This window comes from Burkholderia sp. YIM B11467, assembly GCF_052952715.1.
Genome location: NZ_JBQVSQ010000006.1, coordinates 86,261 through 103,428, shown reverse-complemented (window position 1 = coordinate 103,428; position 17,168 = coordinate 86,261). Strand labels below are relative to the sequence as shown.

19 protein-coding genes are annotated in these 17,168 nt (G+C 68.0%); 11 read left to right on the top strand and 8 right to left on the bottom strand.

The window, feature by feature from the left end:
• The first annotated feature begins 20 nt into the window (after positions 1 to 20).
• Complete coding sequence (locus ACTRWB_RS21405; RefSeq protein WP_419684081.1) at positions 21 to 461, top strand: GNAT family N-acetyltransferase; 441 nt, start codon at positions 21 to 23, stop codon at positions 459 to 461.
• Between the two features lie 14 nt (positions 462 to 475).
• Here ACTRWB_RS21405 and ACTRWB_RS21400 read toward each other — a convergent pair whose 3' ends face one another.
• Together ACTRWB_RS21400 and ygfZ are read right to left on the bottom strand one after the other, a co-directional pair.
• Positions 476 to 1,321 (bottom strand): NRDE family protein, encoded by an 846-nt coding sequence (locus ACTRWB_RS21400; RefSeq protein WP_129512322.1) that lies wholly within the window; start codon positions 1,319 to 1,321, stop codon positions 476 to 478.
• A 73-nt stretch (positions 1,322 to 1,394) separates the two neighbouring features.
• Positions 1,395 to 2,429, bottom strand: coding sequence for a CAF17-like 4Fe-4S cluster assembly/insertion protein YgfZ (gene ygfZ, locus ACTRWB_RS21395; protein ID WP_193098539.1), 1,035 nt, complete (start codon positions 2,427 to 2,429; stop codon positions 1,395 to 1,397).
• Between the two features lie 77 nt (positions 2,430 to 2,506).
• Here ygfZ and mltG point away from each other — a divergent pair, with 77 nt between their 5' ends.
• The 9 genes from mltG to ACTRWB_RS21350 all read left to right on the top strand — a co-directional run bounded on the left by mltG (position 2,507) and on the right by ACTRWB_RS21350 (position 11,168).
• Entirely contained in the window at positions 2,507 to 3,526 is a 1,020-nt protein-coding gene (gene mltG, locus ACTRWB_RS21390; protein WP_129512320.1) for an endolytic transglycosylase MltG, read from the top strand.
• Complete coding sequence (gene tmk / locus ACTRWB_RS21385; protein WP_129512319.1) at positions 3,526 to 4,146, top strand: dTMP kinase; 621 nt, start codon at positions 3,526 to 3,528, stop codon at positions 4,144 to 4,146. Before mltG ends, tmk begins: the two co-directional genes overlap by 1 nt.
• Positions 4,147 to 4,165: 19 nt before the next feature.
• A complete protein-coding gene (locus tag ACTRWB_RS21380; protein WP_048246805.1) occupies positions 4,166 to 5,194 on the top strand; it encodes a DNA polymerase III subunit delta' in 1,029 nt (342 codons plus the stop codon).
• 141 nt (positions 5,195 to 5,335) lie between these two features.
• Positions 5,336 to 6,115 (top strand): TatD family hydrolase, encoded by a 780-nt coding sequence (locus ACTRWB_RS21375; RefSeq protein ID WP_446903151.1) that lies wholly within the window; start codon positions 5,336 to 5,338, stop codon positions 6,113 to 6,115.
• Between the two features lie 43 nt (positions 6,116 to 6,158).
• Positions 6,159 to 6,866: an ankyrin repeat domain-containing protein gene (locus ACTRWB_RS21370; RefSeq protein ID WP_412021688.1), complete on the top strand. Its 708-nt coding sequence runs from the start codon at positions 6,159 to 6,161 to the stop codon at positions 6,864 to 6,866.
• A 119-nt stretch (positions 6,867 to 6,985) separates the two neighbouring features.
• Positions 6,986 to 7,342 carry a Rap1a/Tai family immunity protein gene (locus ACTRWB_RS21365; RefSeq protein WP_048246810.1) on the top strand — a complete coding sequence of 119 codons (357 nt, stop codon included), beginning with the start codon at positions 6,986 to 6,988 and terminating at the stop codon, positions 7,340 to 7,342.
• A gap of 96 nt (positions 7,343 to 7,438) precedes the next feature.
• The gene (locus ACTRWB_RS21360) at positions 7,439 to 8,611 is read left to right on the top strand and encodes a mechanosensitive ion channel family protein (RefSeq protein WP_048246811.1); all 1,173 of its coding nucleotides are present in this window, start codon (positions 7,439 to 7,441) and stop codon (positions 8,609 to 8,611) included.
• A 34-nt stretch (positions 8,612 to 8,645) separates the two neighbouring features.
• The gene (locus tag ACTRWB_RS21355) at positions 8,646 to 9,821 is read left to right on the top strand and encodes an AAA family ATPase (RefSeq protein WP_412021689.1); all 1,176 of its coding nucleotides are present in this window, start codon (positions 8,646 to 8,648) and stop codon (positions 9,819 to 9,821) included.
• A 282-nt stretch (positions 9,822 to 10,103) separates the two neighbouring features.
• Positions 10,104 to 11,168, top strand: coding sequence for a glycosyltransferase family 4 protein (locus ACTRWB_RS21350; RefSeq protein WP_129512314.1), 1,065 nt, complete (start codon positions 10,104 to 10,106; stop codon positions 11,166 to 11,168).
• Between the two features lie 96 nt (positions 11,169 to 11,264).
• Here ACTRWB_RS21350 and ACTRWB_RS21345 read toward each other — a convergent pair whose 3' ends face one another.
• From ACTRWB_RS21345 to ACTRWB_RS21335, 3 genes are all read right to left on the bottom strand, one after another.
• Entirely contained in the window at positions 11,265 to 11,852 is a 588-nt protein-coding gene (locus tag ACTRWB_RS21345; RefSeq protein ID WP_048246817.1) for a BPSL1445 family SYLF domain-containing lipoprotein, read from the bottom strand.
• 230 nt (positions 11,853 to 12,082) lie between these two features.
• Positions 12,083 to 12,532 carry a hypothetical protein gene (locus ACTRWB_RS21340; RefSeq protein ID WP_193098535.1) on the bottom strand — a complete coding sequence of 150 codons (450 nt, stop codon included), beginning with the start codon at positions 12,530 to 12,532 and terminating at the stop codon, positions 12,083 to 12,085.
• A gap of 248 nt (positions 12,533 to 12,780) precedes the next feature.
• Positions 12,781 to 13,071: a PsiF family protein gene (locus ACTRWB_RS21335; protein ID WP_048246821.1), complete on the bottom strand. Its 291-nt coding sequence runs from the start codon at positions 13,069 to 13,071 to the stop codon at positions 12,781 to 12,783.
• Positions 13,072 to 13,342: 271 nt separating this feature from the next.
• Between ACTRWB_RS21335 and ACTRWB_RS21330 the strand changes: the two genes are divergently transcribed.
• Entirely contained in the window at positions 13,343 to 14,365 is a 1,023-nt protein-coding gene (locus tag ACTRWB_RS21330) for an asparaginase (protein WP_446903150.1), read from the top strand.
• Between the two features lie 104 nt (positions 14,366 to 14,469).
• Here the strand turns inward: ACTRWB_RS21330 and lysM are convergent, their stop codons facing one another.
• From lysM to hyi, 3 genes are all read right to left on the bottom strand, one after another.
• Positions 14,470 to 14,940, bottom strand: coding sequence for a peptidoglycan-binding protein LysM (gene lysM / locus ACTRWB_RS21325; RefSeq protein WP_446903149.1), 471 nt, complete (start codon positions 14,938 to 14,940; stop codon positions 14,470 to 14,472).
• Between the two features lie 459 nt (positions 14,941 to 15,399).
• Entirely contained in the window at positions 15,400 to 16,293 is an 894-nt protein-coding gene (locus ACTRWB_RS21320; protein ID WP_048246825.1) for a 2-hydroxy-3-oxopropionate reductase, read from the bottom strand.
• 42 nt (positions 16,294 to 16,335) lie between these two features.
• On the bottom strand, positions 16,336 to 17,145 hold the full coding sequence (gene hyi, locus ACTRWB_RS21315) for a hydroxypyruvate isomerase (protein ID WP_446903148.1): 810 nt from the start codon (positions 17,143 to 17,145) through the stop codon (positions 16,336 to 16,338).
• Between the last annotated feature and the right edge of the window lie 23 nt (positions 17,146 to 17,168).

Genomic DNA, 17,168 nt, shown 5'->3' with positions numbered 1-17,168 from the left:
GCGCCGCATGGAGGGCAGCGATGACGGACGGCGTGGTGGAAACGGGCGACTGGACGGTCCTGGGCGGCGACGCCGCGCGGATCCGCGATGCGGTGTTCGTGCGCGAGCAGCGGATTCCGCCGGAATGGGAGCTCGACGACGACGATCCGCTGTCGCTCCATGCGGTTGCGTACCGGATCGATGCGGTGACGGGAATCCGCCGTGCGGTCGCGACGGGGCGGTTGCTGCCGTCCGGCACGATCGGCCGCGTCGCCGTGCTGGCCGACGCGCGTGGGCAGGGGGTCGGGTCAGCGGTGCTGAACGCGCTACTCGATGCCGCGCGGCGCCGCGGCGAAACCGTTGTACGGCTCTATGCGCAGGCGTCGGCGGTGTCGTTCTACGTGCAACACGGTTTCGCGGCGGTCGGGGAACCGTTCGTCGAAGCCGGCGTGCCGCACGTCGAGATGGCCCGCGCGCCGTAGCACGGCACGCGCGTTCAGCGCGGTCGCGTCGCGTCGATATCGAACGTGAACGCGCGCTCGAACGTGCCCGGGCGGACGGTGCGGTGCGAGCCGTCGTCGTCGCAGCGCTCCTTGATCTCGACCGTCAGCCGCACACCTTCCTTCATCGTGACGCGCAGCGCGGTCGTGCCGCGCGTGCCGTACTCGGGCGTCTCGATGAATGCGGCCGACAGCGCACGCTCGCGCTCGATCGGAATGCCCGTGTGCGGCAGGGCTTCGTCGTCCGCGACATGCGGGTCGCGCATCAGATCGATCAGTTCGTCGAGCGACGGGGTCGGGTTGTCGGTGAGCAGCGTGCCGAGCTCCGCGCGCTTGCGCACTACTTTCGGCCAGGGCGTATCGAGCCGCGCATTCGACAGCGCATGCACGCCGGGCGTGACCGTGACGGGCGCGGCGACACTGCTTTCGCCCTCGGGCGCGCGGTTGCAGAACCACGCGAGTTCGCGCCGCTTCCAGTCGCCGACGAGCAGGTTGAAACCGTTGTACACGGCCGCATGCTCGGCAAGCTGCCCGAGATAGTCGAGCGGCGCGACGGACGGACCGCCGAGGAAATCGGACACGAGCTTGCCGCGGGTCGGCGCGCCGGCGCGGATGTCGAACGGCGCACGGTAGTTCGTCAGCGCGGCGAAGCGGCCGTCGCGCGATACGCCGAGCCACGTGCCGCCTGCTTCGAGATCGCGACCGGCCAGCACGCCCGGTACATCTTCCCACCACGAGAGCGGCGCGCTCGTGCGGCGAAAGAACTCGTCGCGGTTGGCGGCCAGGGTAAAGACGGGACCGGCGGCGGTATCAGGCTGCCAGTCGAAAGCGATCAGACACATCAGGCGAATCTCTCGCAGGAAACATCGGGCGCCGGCGACTTGCGAGCCGGCGCGCGAACGGGTTGTCAGTGCGTCATGCTTCCGTCGGCCATGCGTACGGGAGCGCGTCGAACGCGAGCACCGGGCCGTCGGCCGAACCGAGATGCACGGTGCCATTGTCGAGCGCGGCGAGCTTGATCTCGACGAGCGCGTCAACGCCGCCGGCGGGCGCGGCTGCCGCATTGACGATCATCCCGCACGGCTGGCCGGGATCGTCGCTGTGGAACAGCTCGACGCCGGCATGCACGGTATCGGTCTCGCCGGCGACGTGCGCGAGCGCGGTGCGGCGCTTGATCGTGCCGCGGTACTGGCTGCGCGCGACGATTTCCTGGCCCGGGTAGCACCCCTTGCGAAAGTTAACGGCGCCGATCACGTCGAAGTTGACCATCTGCGGCACAAACTGCTCGACGGCCGGCTGCGTGATGCGCGGCTCGCCCGCGCGAACGTCGAGCCAGTCCCACACGGCCGGCGACACGATCGGCAGCGTGCCGGCGAGCGCGGCGACGCGCGCATCGACTTCCGCGCGCGGGCCGATCCACAGATAGCGCTTGCGGCCGGCCGCATCGGGCACGCGGATCAGCGCGCCGGCCGGGCCGTCGACCTTCACGTGCACGCCGTCCGGCAGCGCATCGAAGATGCCCGAGAGCGCGTTGCGCACGTCGCCCGCGAAGCCGACCACGGCGAGCGCGTCGCTCGCGTCGGTGAGCTTCGCCTTCGCGCGCAGCACGAACATCGACAGGCGCTTTTGCACGGCAGGCTGCACGTCCTTCGACACCAGCAGGCGCACGCCGTGGCCGGCACGCCACGTGAGGAACGACCCGAGGAGGCGCCCCTTCGGCGAGCAATAGCCGGACAGCCGTGCGGTCGCGGCATCGAGATGCTCGATGTCGTTGGTCAGCTGGCTGTGCAGGAACGTCGCGGCGTCGTCGCCGGCGACGTCGATCACGCCGAACTGCGGCAGCGGCATGCAGGCGCCCGGCGCGTCGAAATCGGCGGCGGACGGGCGGGGGAAAACGGGGAGCGAGGCGGGTGCGGCCTGGGCAGCCGGTGAAGCGAACGGTGTGCTCATGGAATGAGGGAACAGTCAACCCTGACTTTGACGAAGGCGAGCAAGTATTATATGGGTCTTACCTGAGTCACGTTTCCATGTCCCTACTGAAGAAATGCGCCGCGACGATCGTGGCGCTGGCCGTCGTTGTGGCCGCTGCCGGCGCGGGCGGCGGGTATTACTGGGCAACCCGGCCGCTGTTGCTGGGTTCGGCATCGCTCGACGTCACGATCAAGCCGCGCAGCAGCGTGAAGAGCGTCGCGCTGCAACTGCGGCGCGGCGGCGTGCCGGTCGAGCCGCTCGGTTTCGTCGCGATGACGCGCGTGCTCGGGTTGTCGAGCCGGCTTAAGTCCGGCAACTACGAATTCAAGACCGGCATCACGCCTTACGACGTGCTGCAGAAGATCGCGCGTGGCGACGTGAACGAATACGTCGCGACGGTCATCGAAGGCTGGACTTTCAAGCGGATGCGCGCGGAACTCGACGCGAACCCCGATCTCGCGCATTCGACGGCCGGCATGAGCGACGCCGAGCTGTTGCGCGCGATCGGCGCGTCGGACAACGCCGTGCAGCGCGGCAGCGGCGAGGGGCTGTTCTTCCCGGATACCTACCTGTTCGACAAGGGCACGAGCGACCTGAACATCTACCGGCGCGCGTACCACCTGATGCAGACGCGTCTCGACGAAGCCTGGGTCGCACGCGTGCCGGGGTTGCCGTACAAGTCGCCTTACGAAGCGCTGACGATCGCGTCGATCATCGAGAAGGAAACGGGCCACGCGGCCGACCGCGCATTCGTCGCGGCCGTGTTCGCGAACCGGTTGCGCATCGGCATGCCGCTGCAGACCGATCCGTCGGTGATCTACGGGCTCGGCGATGCGTATGACGGCCGCCTGCGCAAGCGCGACCTGCAGGCCGACACTCCTTACAATACCTACACCCGACGCGGGCTGCCGCCGACGCCGATCGCGTTGCCGGGCGTTGCCGCGCTGCAGGCGGCGATCAATCCGGCGCAGACGAGCGCGCTCTATTTCGTCGCGAAGGGCGACGGCACGAGCGTGTTCTCGGACACGCTCGGCGACCACAACAAGGCCGTGGACAAGTACATACGAGGTCAATAATGGCGAGCGGTAAATTCATCACGTTCGAAGGGATCGACGGGGCGGGGAAGACCACCCACCTGCAGTGGTTCTGCGAGCGCCTCCAGGGCAAGCTGGCCGCGGCCGGCCGGCAGGTCGTCGTCACTCGCGAGCCGGGCGGCACGCAGCTCGGCGAGAAACTGCGCGAGATCCTGCTGAACCAGCCGATGGATCTCGAGACGGAAGCGCTGCTGATGTTCGCCGCGCGCCGCGAGCATCTGGCGCTCGTGATCGAGCCCGCGCTCGCGCGCGGCGACTGGGTCGTGTCCGATCGGTTCACCGACGCGACGTTCGCGTACCAGGGCGGTGGCCGCGGGCTGCCGCGCGACAAGCTCGAGGCGCTCGAGCGCTGGGTGCAGGGGGGCTTCCAGCCCGACCTCACGGTGCTGTTCGACGTCGCGCCGCACGTTGCGAGCGAGCGCCGCGGCGCCGCGCGCATGCCCGACAAGTTCGAAAGCGAGTCCGACGCATTCTTCGCGCGCACGCGCGGCGAATACCTGCGGCGTGCGGAAGAGGCGCCGCACCGTTTCGCGATCGTCGACGCGACGCAGTCGATTCCCGAGATCCGCCAGCAGCTCGAACGCGTGCTCGCCGCGCTGTAACACGCAAGGAACGCACCACATGATCTATCCGTGGCAGACCGACGACTGGAACCGCCTGCAGCAACTGCGCGCGCAATGGCCGCATGCGCTGCTGCTGCACGGCCAGGCCGGGATCGGCAAGCTGCAGTTCGCGCAGCATCTCGCGCAGGGCTTCCTGTGCGAATCGCCGAAGCCGAACGGCGAGCCGTGCGGCGCCTGCGCGGCCTGCAACTGGTTCTCGCAGGGCAACCATCCGGATTACCGGATCGTGCTTCCCGAGGCGCTGGCCGGCGAGGCGCCGGGCGCCGCGGACGACGCGAAGCCGGCCGACGCGGACGAAGGCGGCAAGAAAACGCGCGCGCCGAGCAAGGAAATCAAGATCGAGCAGGTGCGCGCGCTGCTCGACTTCTGCGGGGTCGGTTCGCACCGCGGCGGCGCGCGCGTCGTCGTGCTGTATCCGGCCGAGGCGCTCAACGTCGCCGCGTCGAATGCGCTGTTGAAAACGCTGGAGGAACCGCCGTCCGGCGTCGTGTTCCTGCTCGTGTCGGCACGCATCGACCGCCTGTTGCCGACCATCATCAGCCGCTGCCGGCAGTGGCCGATGTCCGTGCCGGCGCCCGACGCGGCCGCGGCGTGGCTCGCCGCGCAGGGCGTCGACCATGCGAGCGCGCTGCTCGCCGAAGCCGGTGGCGCACCGCTCGCCGCGCTGGCGCTCGCGAGCGACGAGAACCGCCCGCTGCGCGACTACACGCTCGGGCAGCTCGCGGCCGGCGCGGCATGCGACCCGTTCGCGTGCGGCGAGACGCTGCAGAAGCTGCCGGTGCCGCTGGTGCTCGGCTGGCTGCAGCGCTGGTTGTACGATCTGCTTGCGCAGCGGATGGCGGGCGCGCCGCGCTACTTCCCGATGCACGCGGCGGCGCTCGCGCGCTGCGCGGAGTCGGTCGACGCGAACGCGTTCGCGCGCTTCATGAAAGCCGTGACGCGCCAGCGGACGGTCGAGAACCATCCGCTCAACGCGCGGCTCGTATTCGAGGAATTGTTTCTCGGATATCGGGAAATATTCGCGTGATCCGGCATTGTTTTGCGTGGGTTGCGAAACGATGAACGGCTCACGCAGCGACGCGACCGTGGCCGGCCGGCCCGCGAACGCCGCCCGTTGCCGCATGCCGGCGAGCGCATGAGCGCTGGCCTTACGTATTCAGGAAACACGATGTTCGTCGATTCTCATTGCCACATCAATTTCAAGGGCCTGGCCGACCGCCTGCCGGCCGTTCTCGAGAACATGCGCGAGCACGACGTCACGCACGCGCTGTGCGTGTCCGTCGATTTCGAGACGCTGCCGGAGGTCCTCGCGATCGCGGACGCGCACGACAACGTCTACGCGTCGGTCGGCGTGCATCCCGATCACGAGGACGCGCGGGAGCCGACGCTCGCGGAGCTCGTCGAGCTGGCCGCGCACCCGAAGGTCGTCGCGATCGGCGAAACGGGCCTCGACTACTACCGTCTCGAAGGCCGCTCGATCGCCGACATGGAATGGCAGCGCGAACGCTTTCGCACGCACATCCGCGCCGCGACCGCGACGATGAAGCCGCTGATCGTCCACACGCGGTCGTCGTCGGAGGACACGCTGCGGATCATGGCCGAGGAGCGCGCGGACGTGCCGGGCGGCGTGATGCACTGCTTCACCGAGCCGTGGCCGGTCGCCGAGCAGGCGCTCGCACAGAACTTCCATATCTCGCTGTCGGGCATCGTCACGTTCAAGAACGCGACCGACGTGCAGGACGTCGCGCGGCGCGTGCCGCTCGACCGGCTGCTGATCGAGACCGACTCGCCGTACCTCGCGCCGGTGCCGTATCGCGGCAAGCCGAATGAACCTGCGTACGTCAGCCATGTCGGACGCTTTATCGCATCCGAGCGCGGGATCGCCGTCGAGGTGCTTGCCGATGCGACGACGCAGAACTTTTTCCGGCTGTTCAAGATCGCCCGCTAACGACGCGCGCGCAGCCGACAACCCAGGGAAGGAGCCCACAACAATGACGAAGCCGACCAACCATCTGCCCAAACGCGCACTCGTTGCCGCCGCACTCGTCGCGAGCAGCCTGTTCGCCGCGGCCGGCGCGCACGCCGAGTCGCTCGACGCGATCGTCAAGGCGGTCAAGTTCGACGACATCGCCGACATCGGCAAGCAACTGAAGAACGGCCTCGATCCGAACACGCTCGCGCCGAACGGCGATCCGCTGCTGGTGATCGCCGCGCGCGAGAAGTCCGACAAGGTCGCGGCGGCGATCGCCACGACGCCGAACGTCGACCTCGAGAAGGAAGACAAGGCCGGCGAGAACGCGCTGATGCTCGCGTCGCTGAACGGTGATGTCGGCCTCGCCAAGCTGCTGATCGACAAGGGCGCGGAAGTCAGCAAGAAGGGCTGGGCGCCGCTGCACTACGCGGCGACCAACGGCCAGGACGCGGTCGTCAAGCTGCTGCTCGATCACGATGCCTATATCGATACCGCATCGCCGAACGGCACGACGCCCTTGATGATGGCCGCGCGCGGCAACCATGCGACGACGGTCAACCTGCTGCTCGACCAGGGTGCCGATCCGCAGGTGAAGAACCAGCTCGGCATCACCGCGCTCGAGTTCGCGAAGCACTACAAGGCGCCGGACGCGATCGAGATCCTGAGCAAGCGGACGGTACGCGTCGGCGGGTCGGCGCCGGCCGATGCGCAAAAGAGTGCAAAATGACGGTTTTCGGTGCGGCAACCGGTGCGCGCCCGGCCGGTTTCCGGCCGGAACAGCGCGCCCCGGCGCCGCGCCGGCCAAGGCAGCAGGCGGCCTCGGGCCGCATTGACATAAGGAACACCATGTTGCGCGCAATGTTTTGTGCCGTGGCGTTTGCCGTGCCGTTGTCGGCGGCGGCTTTCACGGGCGCGGATCTCGACCGGCTGTGCGCGAAGACGGACGTCAAGTCGCGGGCGTCGTGCGCGGCCTACATCGAAGGCGCCGCCGACGGCGTCTACAACACCATCGACGCGATCGGCGGCACCACGGGGCCGCGTGTCGGCCAGTATTTCTGCCTGCCGCCCGACATCCGGGCGCAGCAGATGACCGACGCGGTGCGCAAGTACATCGCGGAAAATCCGAAGCTGGCCGACTACAACGCGAGTACCGCGGTGTCGCTCGGTCTCGGCAAGGCGTTTCCCTGCAGGAGCGGCAACTGATTTGACGCCGTGTCCGGGCGCGCGCGTTGCCCGGGCGTCGCCGACGCATCCAGGACGAGGCGTGTGCGCCTCATAACCTAGACATCCCGGGCGCCGATGATTTCAATCGAGGAACTGCAGCGCATCGCCGATGCGCCGCTGCATTCGTGGCTCGGCACGCTGGGCGTGTCGGTCATCGTCGTACTGGTCGTCACGATCGTGCATCGTCTCGGCGCACGCATCGTCAAGCGCGTCGCGCAGCCGTATCCGCTGATGAGCGTGATGCTGCGCTACATCGACAAGCCGTCGCTCGTCGTGCTCGCGCTGCTGGCGCTCGAATTCCTGTGGGTCCAGGCGGACGACGGCATGTCGTTCGTGCGCGGCATGCGCACCGCGGCGGCGGTCGGCTCCATCGTGTCGCTCACGTGGCTGCTGGTGCGGCTCGCGGCCGGCGTCGGCGACGCGATCATCCAGGCGCATCCGATCGATACGGCCGACAACCTCCAGGCGCGGCGCATCCATACGCAGGCCAGGGTGCTCGTGCGGACCGTGATGGTGCTGATCGTGATCATCGGCACCGGCGCCGCGCTGATGACGTTCCCGAATGTGCGCCAGGTGGGCGCGAGCCTGCTGGCGTCGGCCGGCGTCGCGGGCCTGGTCGCCGGTATCGCCGCGCGGCCGGTGCTCGGCAACCTGATCGCCGGGCTGCAGATCGCGCTCACGCAGCCGATCCGGCTCGACGACGTGGTCGTGATCCAGGGCGAGTGGGGCCGCATCGAGGAAATCACCGGTTCGTTCGTGTCGGTGCGGTTGTGGGACCAGCGGCGCCTCGTCGTGCCGCTGCAATGGATCATCGAGAATCCATTTACGAACTGGACGCGCAACAGTTCGGAGATCATCGGCACGGTCTTCCTGTCGGTCGACTACCGCACGCCGCTCGCGCCGCTGCGCGAGGAACTCGCGCGGCTCGTCCATGCGGCGCCCGAGTGGGACGGTCGCGTGCAGGTGCTGCAGGTGACCGACGCGACGGAGCGCGCGATGCAGTTGCGCGCGCTCGTCAGCGCGGCCGATTCGTCGTCGTGCTGGGATCTGCGCTGCCGCGTGCGCGAAGGGCTGATCGCGTACCTGCAGGACCGCTATCCGCAATGCCTGCCGCGCAGCCGGATGGAGCTGTATCCGCATGATTCCGCGCCCGACGCGCCGAATCCCGAACGGCCGCACGCGCGGCCGCCTGCCGCCAGCACGGCGGCCAACACCGCAGCCGATCCGCAGGCCGGCGAAGGCCGCTGAACGCGGCCCGCATGCCTGCCCGCCTTCCCTTGTCATGACCGCGCTGAAAACGCTCGCCATCGCCAATTACCGCTCGCTGCGCGAGCTGATCGTGCCGCTCGCGGCGCTCAACGTCGTCACCGGGCCGAACGGCAGCGGCAAGTCGAGCGTGTACCGCGCGCTGCGGTTGCTCGCCGACACCGCGCTGGGCCGCGTGATCCCGTCGCTCGCCCGCGAGGGCGGGTTGCCGTCGACGCTGTGGGCCGGCCCCGAGCGCTTCTCGCGGGCGATGCTGGCCGGCGATGTGCCGGTGACCGGCACCGTGCGCAAGGGGCCAGTGAGCCTGAAACTCGGATTCGCGTGCGACGATTTCGGCTATTCGATCGATCTCGGCCTGCCGCTGCCGAGCCACTCGCAGTTCGCGCTCGATCCGGTGGTCAAGCGCGAATGCATCTGGGGCGGCGCGCTGCTGCGCCCGTCGACGCTGCTGGTCGACCGGCAGGGCGCGCAGATCCGCGCGCGCACCGCGTCGGGCGACTGGCAGACGATTCCGCAGCCGGTCGCGAGCTTCGACAGCATGATGACCGAGTTTGCCGATCCGACCGGCGCGCCCGAGATGATCGCGGTGCGCGAGCGGATCCGCTCGTGGCGCTTCTACGACCATTTCCGGACCGATGCGCAGGCGCCGGCACGGCAGTCGCACATCGGCACCCATACGCCGGTGCTGGCGGACGACGGTGCCGACCTGGCCGCCGCGCTGCAGACGATCCGCGAAATCGGCGACGGCGCGGCACTCGATGCGGCGATCGACGACGCGTTTCCCGGCGCGTCCGTCGAGATCGACAATCCGGGCGGCCGTGGCCGTTTCGACGTGCTGATGCGCCAGCCGGGGCTGCTGCGGCCGCTCGCGGCGGCCGAGCTGTCCGACGGCACGCTGCGCTACCTGCTGCTCGCGGCTGCGCTGCTGACGCCGCGACCGCCGGCGCTGATGGTGCTGAACGAACCGGAGACGAGCCTGCATCCCGATCTGCTGCCGGCACTCGGCCGCCTGATCGCGCAGGCCGCGCAGCGCTCGCAGGTGCTCGTCGTGTCGCATGCGGCGCGGCTCATCGCGACGCTCGAGCGCGAGGCCGGCTGCGAATCGCTGGTACTCGACAAGCAGCTTGGCGCGACCGCGCTGGTCGATGCCGACACGCGCGACCTGCCGGCATGGAAGTGGCCGTCGCGTTGACGGGCGGGGCGGCGCGCGGTCGCCGCGAGCGGCGCGTCGAGGGTCGAATCGGCCCGGTGGTACCCGACGCGCGGCGATCGGACTCGACGGGCGGAATGTATCCTGTCTGTAACAACGCCCATAAAATGAAAGACGGGCGGTCCCGGGCATCGGGATCGCGAATAATAATGAGATAACCGGCTGGCGCCGTGCCGGCCAGCGCTGCAGGGAGACGCGGTGAGCGCGCAAGCGCATCCGCCCGCCGACCGTGCGGCAACGGACAGGACACTGGAGACGTGGACCATGAGAATTGCGCAGATCGCCCCGCTGACCGAATCCGTACCGCCGAAGCTGTACGGCGGCACGGAGCGCGTCGTGTCCTACATCACCGAGGCGCTCGTCGATCTCGGCCATGATGTGACGCTGTTCGCCAGCGGTGATTCCACGACGCGGGCGAAGCTCGAGCCCGTCTGGCCGCGCGCGCTGCGGCTCGACTCGTCGATCCGTGACCGGGTCGCGCCGCACATGCTGCTGATGGAGACGGTCGCACGCCGCGCGAAGGACTTCGACGTGCTCCATTTCCACATGGACTACTACTCGTTCTCGGTCTTCAACCGGCAGGAAACGCCTTACGTGACGACGCTGCACGGCCGGCTCGACCTGCCCGAGCAGCAGCCGGTGTTCGACACGTTCAACACCGCGCCGGTGATCTCGATTTCGAACTCGCAGCGCCAGCCGCTGCCGCAGGCGAAATGGCTGACGACCGTCTACCACGGGCTGCCCGACACGCTGTACATGCCGCAGCCCGTCGAGCCGCGCTATCTCGCGTTCCTCGGCCGCATCTCGCCGGAAAAGCGGGTCGATACGGCGATCCGCATCGCCGCCCAGTGCGGGCTGCCGATCAGGATCGCCGCGAAGATCGATGCGGCCGACCAGGAGTACTTCGACCGCGAGATCAAGCCGCTCTTCGCGTTGCCGCACGTCGAATACATCGGCGAGATCGCCGATCACCAGAAGGCCGAATTCCTGTCGGGCGCGCATGCGCTGCTGTTTCCGATCGACTGGCCGGAGCCGTTCGGCCTCGTGATGATCGAGGCGATGTCGTGCGGCACGCCGGTGATCGCCTTCAATCGCGGCGCGGTGCCCGAAGTGGTGGACGAAGGCGTGTCGGGTTTCATCGTCGAGGACGAAATCAGCGCGGTGGCCGCGGTGAACCGACTGCACCTGCTGCCGCGTGCGCGCGTGCGGCAGCGCTTCGAGGCGCGCTTCACGTCGCGCCGGATGGCGCAGCAGTACGTCGACGTCTACCAGTCGGTGATCCGCGCGCAGAAGCGCTCGCGCTTCAAGGTGATCGATTCGACGACCTGACGACGGACGCGGGCGGATAAAAAAACGGCGATGCCCGCGTGGACATCGCCGTTTGCGCATGGCCCGCGCGCGGTGCGCACGGGCGGTGCGTCAGCGTCAGATCTTGAGCTTCGTGACCTTCGTGCCGTTGATCGACACGTCGCCCATCAAGCCGGCGTTCGTCAGCACGACGACCTGGACCGGTGCGGTGGCCGTGGTCGTGTCGATCGCGCCGTTCGCGCCCATCTTCACGAGCGCGACCGATGCGCCGGCGCCGGCGGCCCAGCCGTCCGAGCCGCGGAATTCGTCGAGCGATTCCTGCGTCATGAACAGGAACACGATCGCCTTCGACTGAGCGCCGGCCTGCAGGCCGACCGACAGCGACGACGTGTTGTAGTAGCCGACCGTGCTGCCGCCGACGCGCAACGAGCCGTTGCCCGACTGGCCGCCGACGATGAAGCCTGCCTGGATCACGTCCGGGAAGACCAGCACGCCGCGCGACTTCGCGACGAGCTCACGCGAACCCTTGACCGTCGAATACAGGCGCGACAGCGTGGCGTCGACGCTCGAGTCGATTGCCTGACGCTTCGACGCGTTGGTCGCGGCGTTGTCCGGTTTGTCCGGGGTGGTGGTGCAACCGGTGAGCGCGAGGCTACCGACGATGAGCGCCGCGGCGGCTTTCAGCACGAGATTCCGTTTTTGCATCGTTCTTCTCCATCGGATGACGTTCGGAGTGAGTCTCGCTCAAGGAGCGGATCACGTCGGCAGTTATATCACAGTGGATTACAACCCCTTTTCGTCGCCGCAAGAAAAGGCGACAAATCGCTTGGGTATGTCGCGGCGCGCCAACGGACGGACGCGCGCCCGCGCGCCGGGCACCGGACGGCGCGAGGGGAGCGCGACGACGAATCGGATGGCGGCGCCCGCGAGGCGCATCAGTGCGGGACCGGTGGGACGGGCGGCTTGATCGGCGGGCGGCGCAGCGCGCGGCGGATCAACGCGATCACGACGCCGCAGGCGAACAGGAACGCGGCCGGCACGACCCAGTAGCCGACGAACGCATGCCACAGGTAGCCCGCAAGCGTATTGCGGCGCACCACGTATTCGTCGCGGGCCGCCTGCTGGCGCGGCGCATTGGCGGCGAGCACATCGGCCGGGCAGCCGGCCGCGCGCGCCTCGTCAGCATCCCCGTGGCACTTCGCGGCGGCGCCGGCGGCCTGCTGCGCATCGGTGAGCTGCCACGTGGTCAGCGCGAGCTGCAGGTCCGCCTTGTTGTAGGCCATTTCCTCGCGGATCTCGCGGACGGCCACGATCGCGACGGGCACGGCCCAGAACACGATCACGATCAGCCAGCGGCGGAACCAGCGGTGTTGTCTCCATGCCATCCATGCCTCCGTTTGACGCGCATGCGCGTTCGTCTCGAGGGCGGCCCGATGGCGCTTCTTGTACTTGGGTGGGCCGCGTTGCAGCCATCATAGAAGAAAACGCGGCGAATTGCCGCACCATGTGGCGGCGCCGGTAGGGCGGGACGGGAAAGCGGGGCGGAACGCGTGCGTCGATGCGCGTGCAACCAAAACAAAAATGCCGCGCCCGCCGAAGCGGTGCGCGGCATTCGATACGGGAGCGCCGGGGCTCAGGCGGCCGGCTGATTGCTCAGGCAGCTCTTCATGAACGCCTTGCGGTCGTCGCCCTTCTTGCCGGTGGCCTGCGTGTTGCACGCCTTCATCTTGTCCTGCTGCGACATCGCCTTCGCGGGCTTCGCCGACAGGCAGTCCTTCATGAACGCCTTGCGTTCGTCGCCCGTCTTGCCGGTTGCCTGGGTGTTACAGGCCTTCATCTTGTCCTGCTGGCTGTTCGCCGCGAACGCGGGGGACGCCAGCATGCCGCCGAGAAGCACTGCGGCTACGAGCGATTGGATTTTCATTTCGACACTCCCATGGGGTGAATTGCGTTTTATCGACGCCGTCACGCAGCACGACACGATGTGGATAGGGTCGCATCGCGCCGCGTGCTCCGATTATGGCAAATCAATGTGAAAACACCAAAACGGCACTTTCTATAACGTTGCGTGCGCCACGGCCGTTGACGACGCGCCCGAAACGGCGATCGGGACAAACCATGACGCGCGGCGGCCGGTATCGTCCGCCGTGCCGGAACCCGCCGGATCCCGGCCGCGAGCCATTACAATCCCGGCCATGAATACTCCGAATCCCGCATCCTCTCCGTCCACGGCGGCGCTGCCGCGTATCGCCGTGCTCGCCACCGGCGGCACGATCGCCGGCGCCGCACCCGACGCGGCCAGCACGGCCGGCTACCAGGCCGGCGCGCTCGGCGTCAATTTCCTGGTCGACGCGGTGCCCGCGCTCGCGTCGGTCGCGCGCATCGACGCCGAGCAGATCGCCAGCATCGACAGCAAGGATCTCGCGCTGCCGCTGTGGAACACGCTCGCCACGCGGATCGACGCGTTGATGGCCGATCCGGCGATCGACGGCATCGTGATCACGCACGGCACCGACACGCTCGAGGAAACCGCGTACGCGCTGCATCTGGTCGTCCGGGGCGACAAGCCGGTCGTGCTGACGGCCGCGATGCGCCCGGCGACCGCGCTGTCGTCCGACGGCCCGCTGAACCTGCTGAACGCGGTGACGGTGGCCGCGCATCCGTTGGCGCGCGGGCAGGGCGTGCTGGTCGCGTTCAACAACCGGATCCATGGCGCACGCGACGTCGTGAAGACGAGCACCTATGCGGTCGACGCATTCCAGTCGCCGGAGCTTGGCGCACTCGGCTGGGTGCAGGACGGCCGCGTCGAATTCGCGCGTCGCGTCACGCGGTCGCGCGACACGCAACTGGCGATTGCGGCAACCTGGCCGTCCGTCGAAGTCGTCGTGAGTTATGCAGGCGTGACGCGCACGGCCGTCGACGCGCTGGTTGCGGCCGGCGTGCGCGGTCTCGTCGTCGCGGGCACGGGCAACGGCTCGATCCACGCGACGCTGCAGGCGGCGCTGGCCGATGCGGCGAACGCGGGCGTTGCCGTGGTTCGTGCGTCGCGCGTCGGTTCGGGGCACGTGATGCGCAACGGTGCCGCGAACGACGATGCGCTCGGCTTCGTGAGTGCGGGTTCGCTGAATCCGTTCAAGGCGCGTGTGCTGCTGATGCTCGCGCTGGCAAACGGTATCCGGGCGCGCGACGAACTGCAGCGCCTGTTCGATACGCAGTGATGCAGTGACGCGGTGACCGATACGCGCCGATCGGGCGCGCGCGTCACCCATGAAAAAAGGCAGGCCATCGGCCTGCCTTTTTTGCGTCAATCCGGCAAGAATGCTCAGGACTGCGGCGGAATCACGAGCTTCTGGCCCGGGTAGATCCGGTCCGGGCTCGACAGCATCGGCTTGTTCGCTTCGAAGATCGCCGGGTACTTGTTCGCGTCGCCATACACTTCCTTGGCGATCGCCGACAGCGTGTCGCCCGGCTTCACGTCGTGGTACTGCACTTCCGGATCGTCCGGCTGGAGGTCGTCGTCGTTGACGCCCGCGACGCCCTGCACGTTGCCGGCCGCGACCTTGACCTTGGCCTTCGTGTCGAGGTCGATGACGCTGCCCGACAGCGTGACGGTGCGCGATGCGCCGTCGAATGCGACGGTCAGGTTCGACGTGTCGAGACCTTGCGTGCTGATGTAGTTCTTGATGGCATCGGCCGCGGTCTGGTTTGCGGCATTCGGATCTTCCGCCGCTTGCGCGTCGGCATGACCCAGCAGTTTTTCACCCGCCTCTTTGATAAACGAAAGAAGACCCATCGTTGCACTCCTTAGGTGGTTGAAAAGAAAACGCGCCGTGAAGTGGCGAAAAAAACACCGCGCTGGGCGCGTTCACCGGGGTGAGCGCAAGCGCGGCGGTTTTCTCGAAAGGCGTGCCGAAAGTGTAGGCGTTCAACGCGACGATTGCATGAAAAATCGCACGCTCGAACGTAAAGAAATGTAATACGCGAAATCCGACAGGCGGACACCCGACGACGACGTCTGACCGACCAAGGCTTCCCCGGCGCCGCCGGGTGCCGCTGCGGACCCCACCACGCCGCTCTCAGCCCAGAGCGGCGTTTTTCGCCCCGTCCCGCATGCCGTTGGCGATGCGTGGCGGGGCGCCCCACCGTGATGCGCGAGCACGTCGCGCATCGATGCGACCGGTCGTGACCGAATCGCGCGTGTCTGTCGCGCGTTTCCGCCATTGCAGCGGAAACGCGCGTCGTTGCATCCGCGTTACGCGGCCGGCGTCTGGCCGATTTCGAAGTTCGACATGATCTCGAGCGCGCGCACGAGTGCCGAGTGATCCCATGCCTTGCCGCCGTGCGACGCGCACACGCTGAACAGCTGCTGCGCGCTCGCGGTGTGCGGCAGCGCGAGGCCGAGCTTGCGTGCGCCGTCGAGCGCGAGGTTCAGGTCCTTCTGGTGCAGCTCGATGCGGAAGCCCGGATCGAACGTGCGCTTGGTCATCCGCGCGCCGTGCACTTCGAGGATGCGCGATGCGGCGAAGCCGCCCATCAGCGCCTGGCGAACGCGCTCCGGGTCCGCGCCCGAGCGTGCGGCGAACAGCAGCGCTTCGCCGACGGCTTCGATGTTCAGCGCGACGATGATCTGGTTCGCGACCTTGCAGGTCTGGCCCGCGCCGTTGTCGCCGACGAGCGTGATGTTCTTGCCCATCTTCTCGAACAGCGGCTTCGCGCGCTCGAATGCCTGCTCCGGGCCGCCGACCATGATCGTCAGCGATGCTTCGCGGGCACCGACTTCGCCGCCGGACACCGGCGCGTCGAGGTAGTCGCAGCCGAGCGCGTTGATCTGCTTCGCGAATTCCTGCGTGTCGAGCGGCGAGATCGAGCTCATGTCGATCACGAGCTTGCCGGCCGTGAGGCCCTTGGCGACGCCGTCGTCGGCGAACAGCACGTTACGCACGTCGGGCGTGTCCGGCACCATCACGACGATGACGTCCGCGTTCTGCGCGACTTCGGTCGAGTTCGCGACGACCTTCGCGCTGGTGCGCAGGTCGTCCGGAATCGGGAACGCACCGTTCACGACGAGCTGGTGGTCGCCCTTGAGCAGGTTGCGCGCCATGTGCGCGCCCATGATGCCGAGGCCGATGAAACCGATGGTTGCCATGTTGAATGTCTCCTATAGGGGCGAAAACGGGAAGGGCGGATCTCAGGCGGCGCGGCGCGCCGAGCCCGGTGCGCAGCCGGCGACGCTTTGCAGCCAGCCGAGGCCTTCCGTCGTGGTGGTGCGGGGCTTGTATTCGCAGCCGACGTAGCCGGCATAACCGAGCCGGTCGAGCAGCGCGAACAGGAACGCGTAGTTGATCTCGCCCGTGCCCGGCTCGTTACGGCCCGGGTTGTCCGCGAGCTGGACGTGGCCGATCGATGCGAGGTTACGTTCGATCGTCGCGGCCAGTTCGCCTTCCATGCGCTGCATGTGATAGATGTCGTACTGCAGGAACAGGTTGTCCGAGCCGACCGCGCGGATCACGTCGAGCCCTTCGGACGAGCGGTTCAGCGCGAAGCCCGGGATGTCGAAGCCGTTGCACGGCTCGACGAGCAGGCGGATGCCTTCGCGCTTCAGCGCATCGGCGGCAAAGCGCAGGTTGTCGACGATCGTGACGAACGTCTTGTCGCGCGCCGTGCTGGCCGACGGGATGCCGACCAGGCAGTTCAGCTGCGGTACCTTCAGTGCCTTTGCGTACTCGATCGCACGGCCCACACCTTCCTGGAACTCGCCGACGCGATCGGGCAGGCACGCGATGCCGCGCTCGCCCTGATCCCAGTTGCCGGCGGGCAGGTTGTGCAGCACGAGGCGCAGGCGGTGCGTCTCGAGTTGCTCGGCGAGTTCCTCTTTCGTGTACGGATACGGGAACAGGAACTCGACGGCGTCGAAGCCCGCGTCCGCGGCCGCCTTGAAGCGGTCGAGGAACGGCACTTCGTTGAACAGCATGGTCAGGTTTGCAGCAAACTTCGGCATGAGCTAAGCCTCTTCGGTCGGTC

Coding starts and splice junctions, on each gene's coding strand:
- ACTRWB_RS21405 (WP_419684081.1), top strand. CDS start 21: ATGACGGACGGCGTGGTGGAAACGGGCGACTGGACGGTCCTGGGCGGC.
- ACTRWB_RS21400 (WP_129512322.1), bottom strand. CDS start 1,321: ATGTGTCTGATCGCTTTCGACTGGCAGCCTGATACCGCCGCCGGTCCC.
- ygfZ (WP_193098539.1), bottom strand. CDS start 2,429: ATGAGCACACCGTTCGCTTCACCGGCTGCCCAGGCCGCACCCGCCTCG.
- mltG (WP_129512320.1), top strand. CDS start 2,507: ATGTCCCTACTGAAGAAATGCGCCGCGACGATCGTGGCGCTGGCCGTC.
- tmk (WP_129512319.1), top strand. CDS start 3,526: ATGGCGAGCGGTAAATTCATCACGTTCGAAGGGATCGACGGGGCGGGG.
- ACTRWB_RS21380 (WP_048246805.1), top strand. CDS start 4,166: ATGATCTATCCGTGGCAGACCGACGACTGGAACCGCCTGCAGCAACTG.
- ACTRWB_RS21375 (WP_446903151.1), top strand. CDS start 5,336: ATGTTCGTCGATTCTCATTGCCACATCAATTTCAAGGGCCTGGCCGAC.
- ACTRWB_RS21370 (WP_412021688.1), top strand. CDS start 6,159: ATGACGAAGCCGACCAACCATCTGCCCAAACGCGCACTCGTTGCCGCC.
- ACTRWB_RS21365 (WP_048246810.1), top strand. CDS start 6,986: ATGTTGCGCGCAATGTTTTGTGCCGTGGCGTTTGCCGTGCCGTTGTCG.
- ACTRWB_RS21360 (WP_048246811.1), top strand. CDS start 7,439: ATGATTTCAATCGAGGAACTGCAGCGCATCGCCGATGCGCCGCTGCAT.
- ACTRWB_RS21355 (WP_412021689.1), top strand. CDS start 8,646: ATGACCGCGCTGAAAACGCTCGCCATCGCCAATTACCGCTCGCTGCGC.
- ACTRWB_RS21350 (WP_129512314.1), top strand. CDS start 10,104: ATGAGAATTGCGCAGATCGCCCCGCTGACCGAATCCGTACCGCCGAAG.
- ACTRWB_RS21345 (WP_048246817.1), bottom strand. CDS start 11,852: ATGCAAAAACGGAATCTCGTGCTGAAAGCCGCCGCGGCGCTCATCGTC.
- ACTRWB_RS21340 (WP_193098535.1), bottom strand. CDS start 12,532: ATGGCATGGAGACAACACCGCTGGTTCCGCCGCTGGCTGATCGTGATC.
- ACTRWB_RS21335 (WP_048246821.1), bottom strand. CDS start 13,071: ATGAAAATCCAATCGCTCGTAGCCGCAGTGCTTCTCGGCGGCATGCTG.
- ACTRWB_RS21330 (WP_446903150.1), top strand. CDS start 13,343: ATGAATACTCCGAATCCCGCATCCTCTCCGTCCACGGCGGCGCTGCCG.
- lysM (WP_446903149.1), bottom strand. CDS start 14,940: ATGGGTCTTCTTTCGTTTATCAAAGAGGCGGGTGAAAAACTGCTGGGT.
- ACTRWB_RS21320 (WP_048246825.1), bottom strand. CDS start 16,293: ATGGCAACCATCGGTTTCATCGGCCTCGGCATCATGGGCGCGCACATG.
- hyi (WP_446903148.1), bottom strand. CDS start 17,145: ATGCCGAAGTTTGCTGCAAACCTGACCATGCTGTTCAACGAAGTGCCG.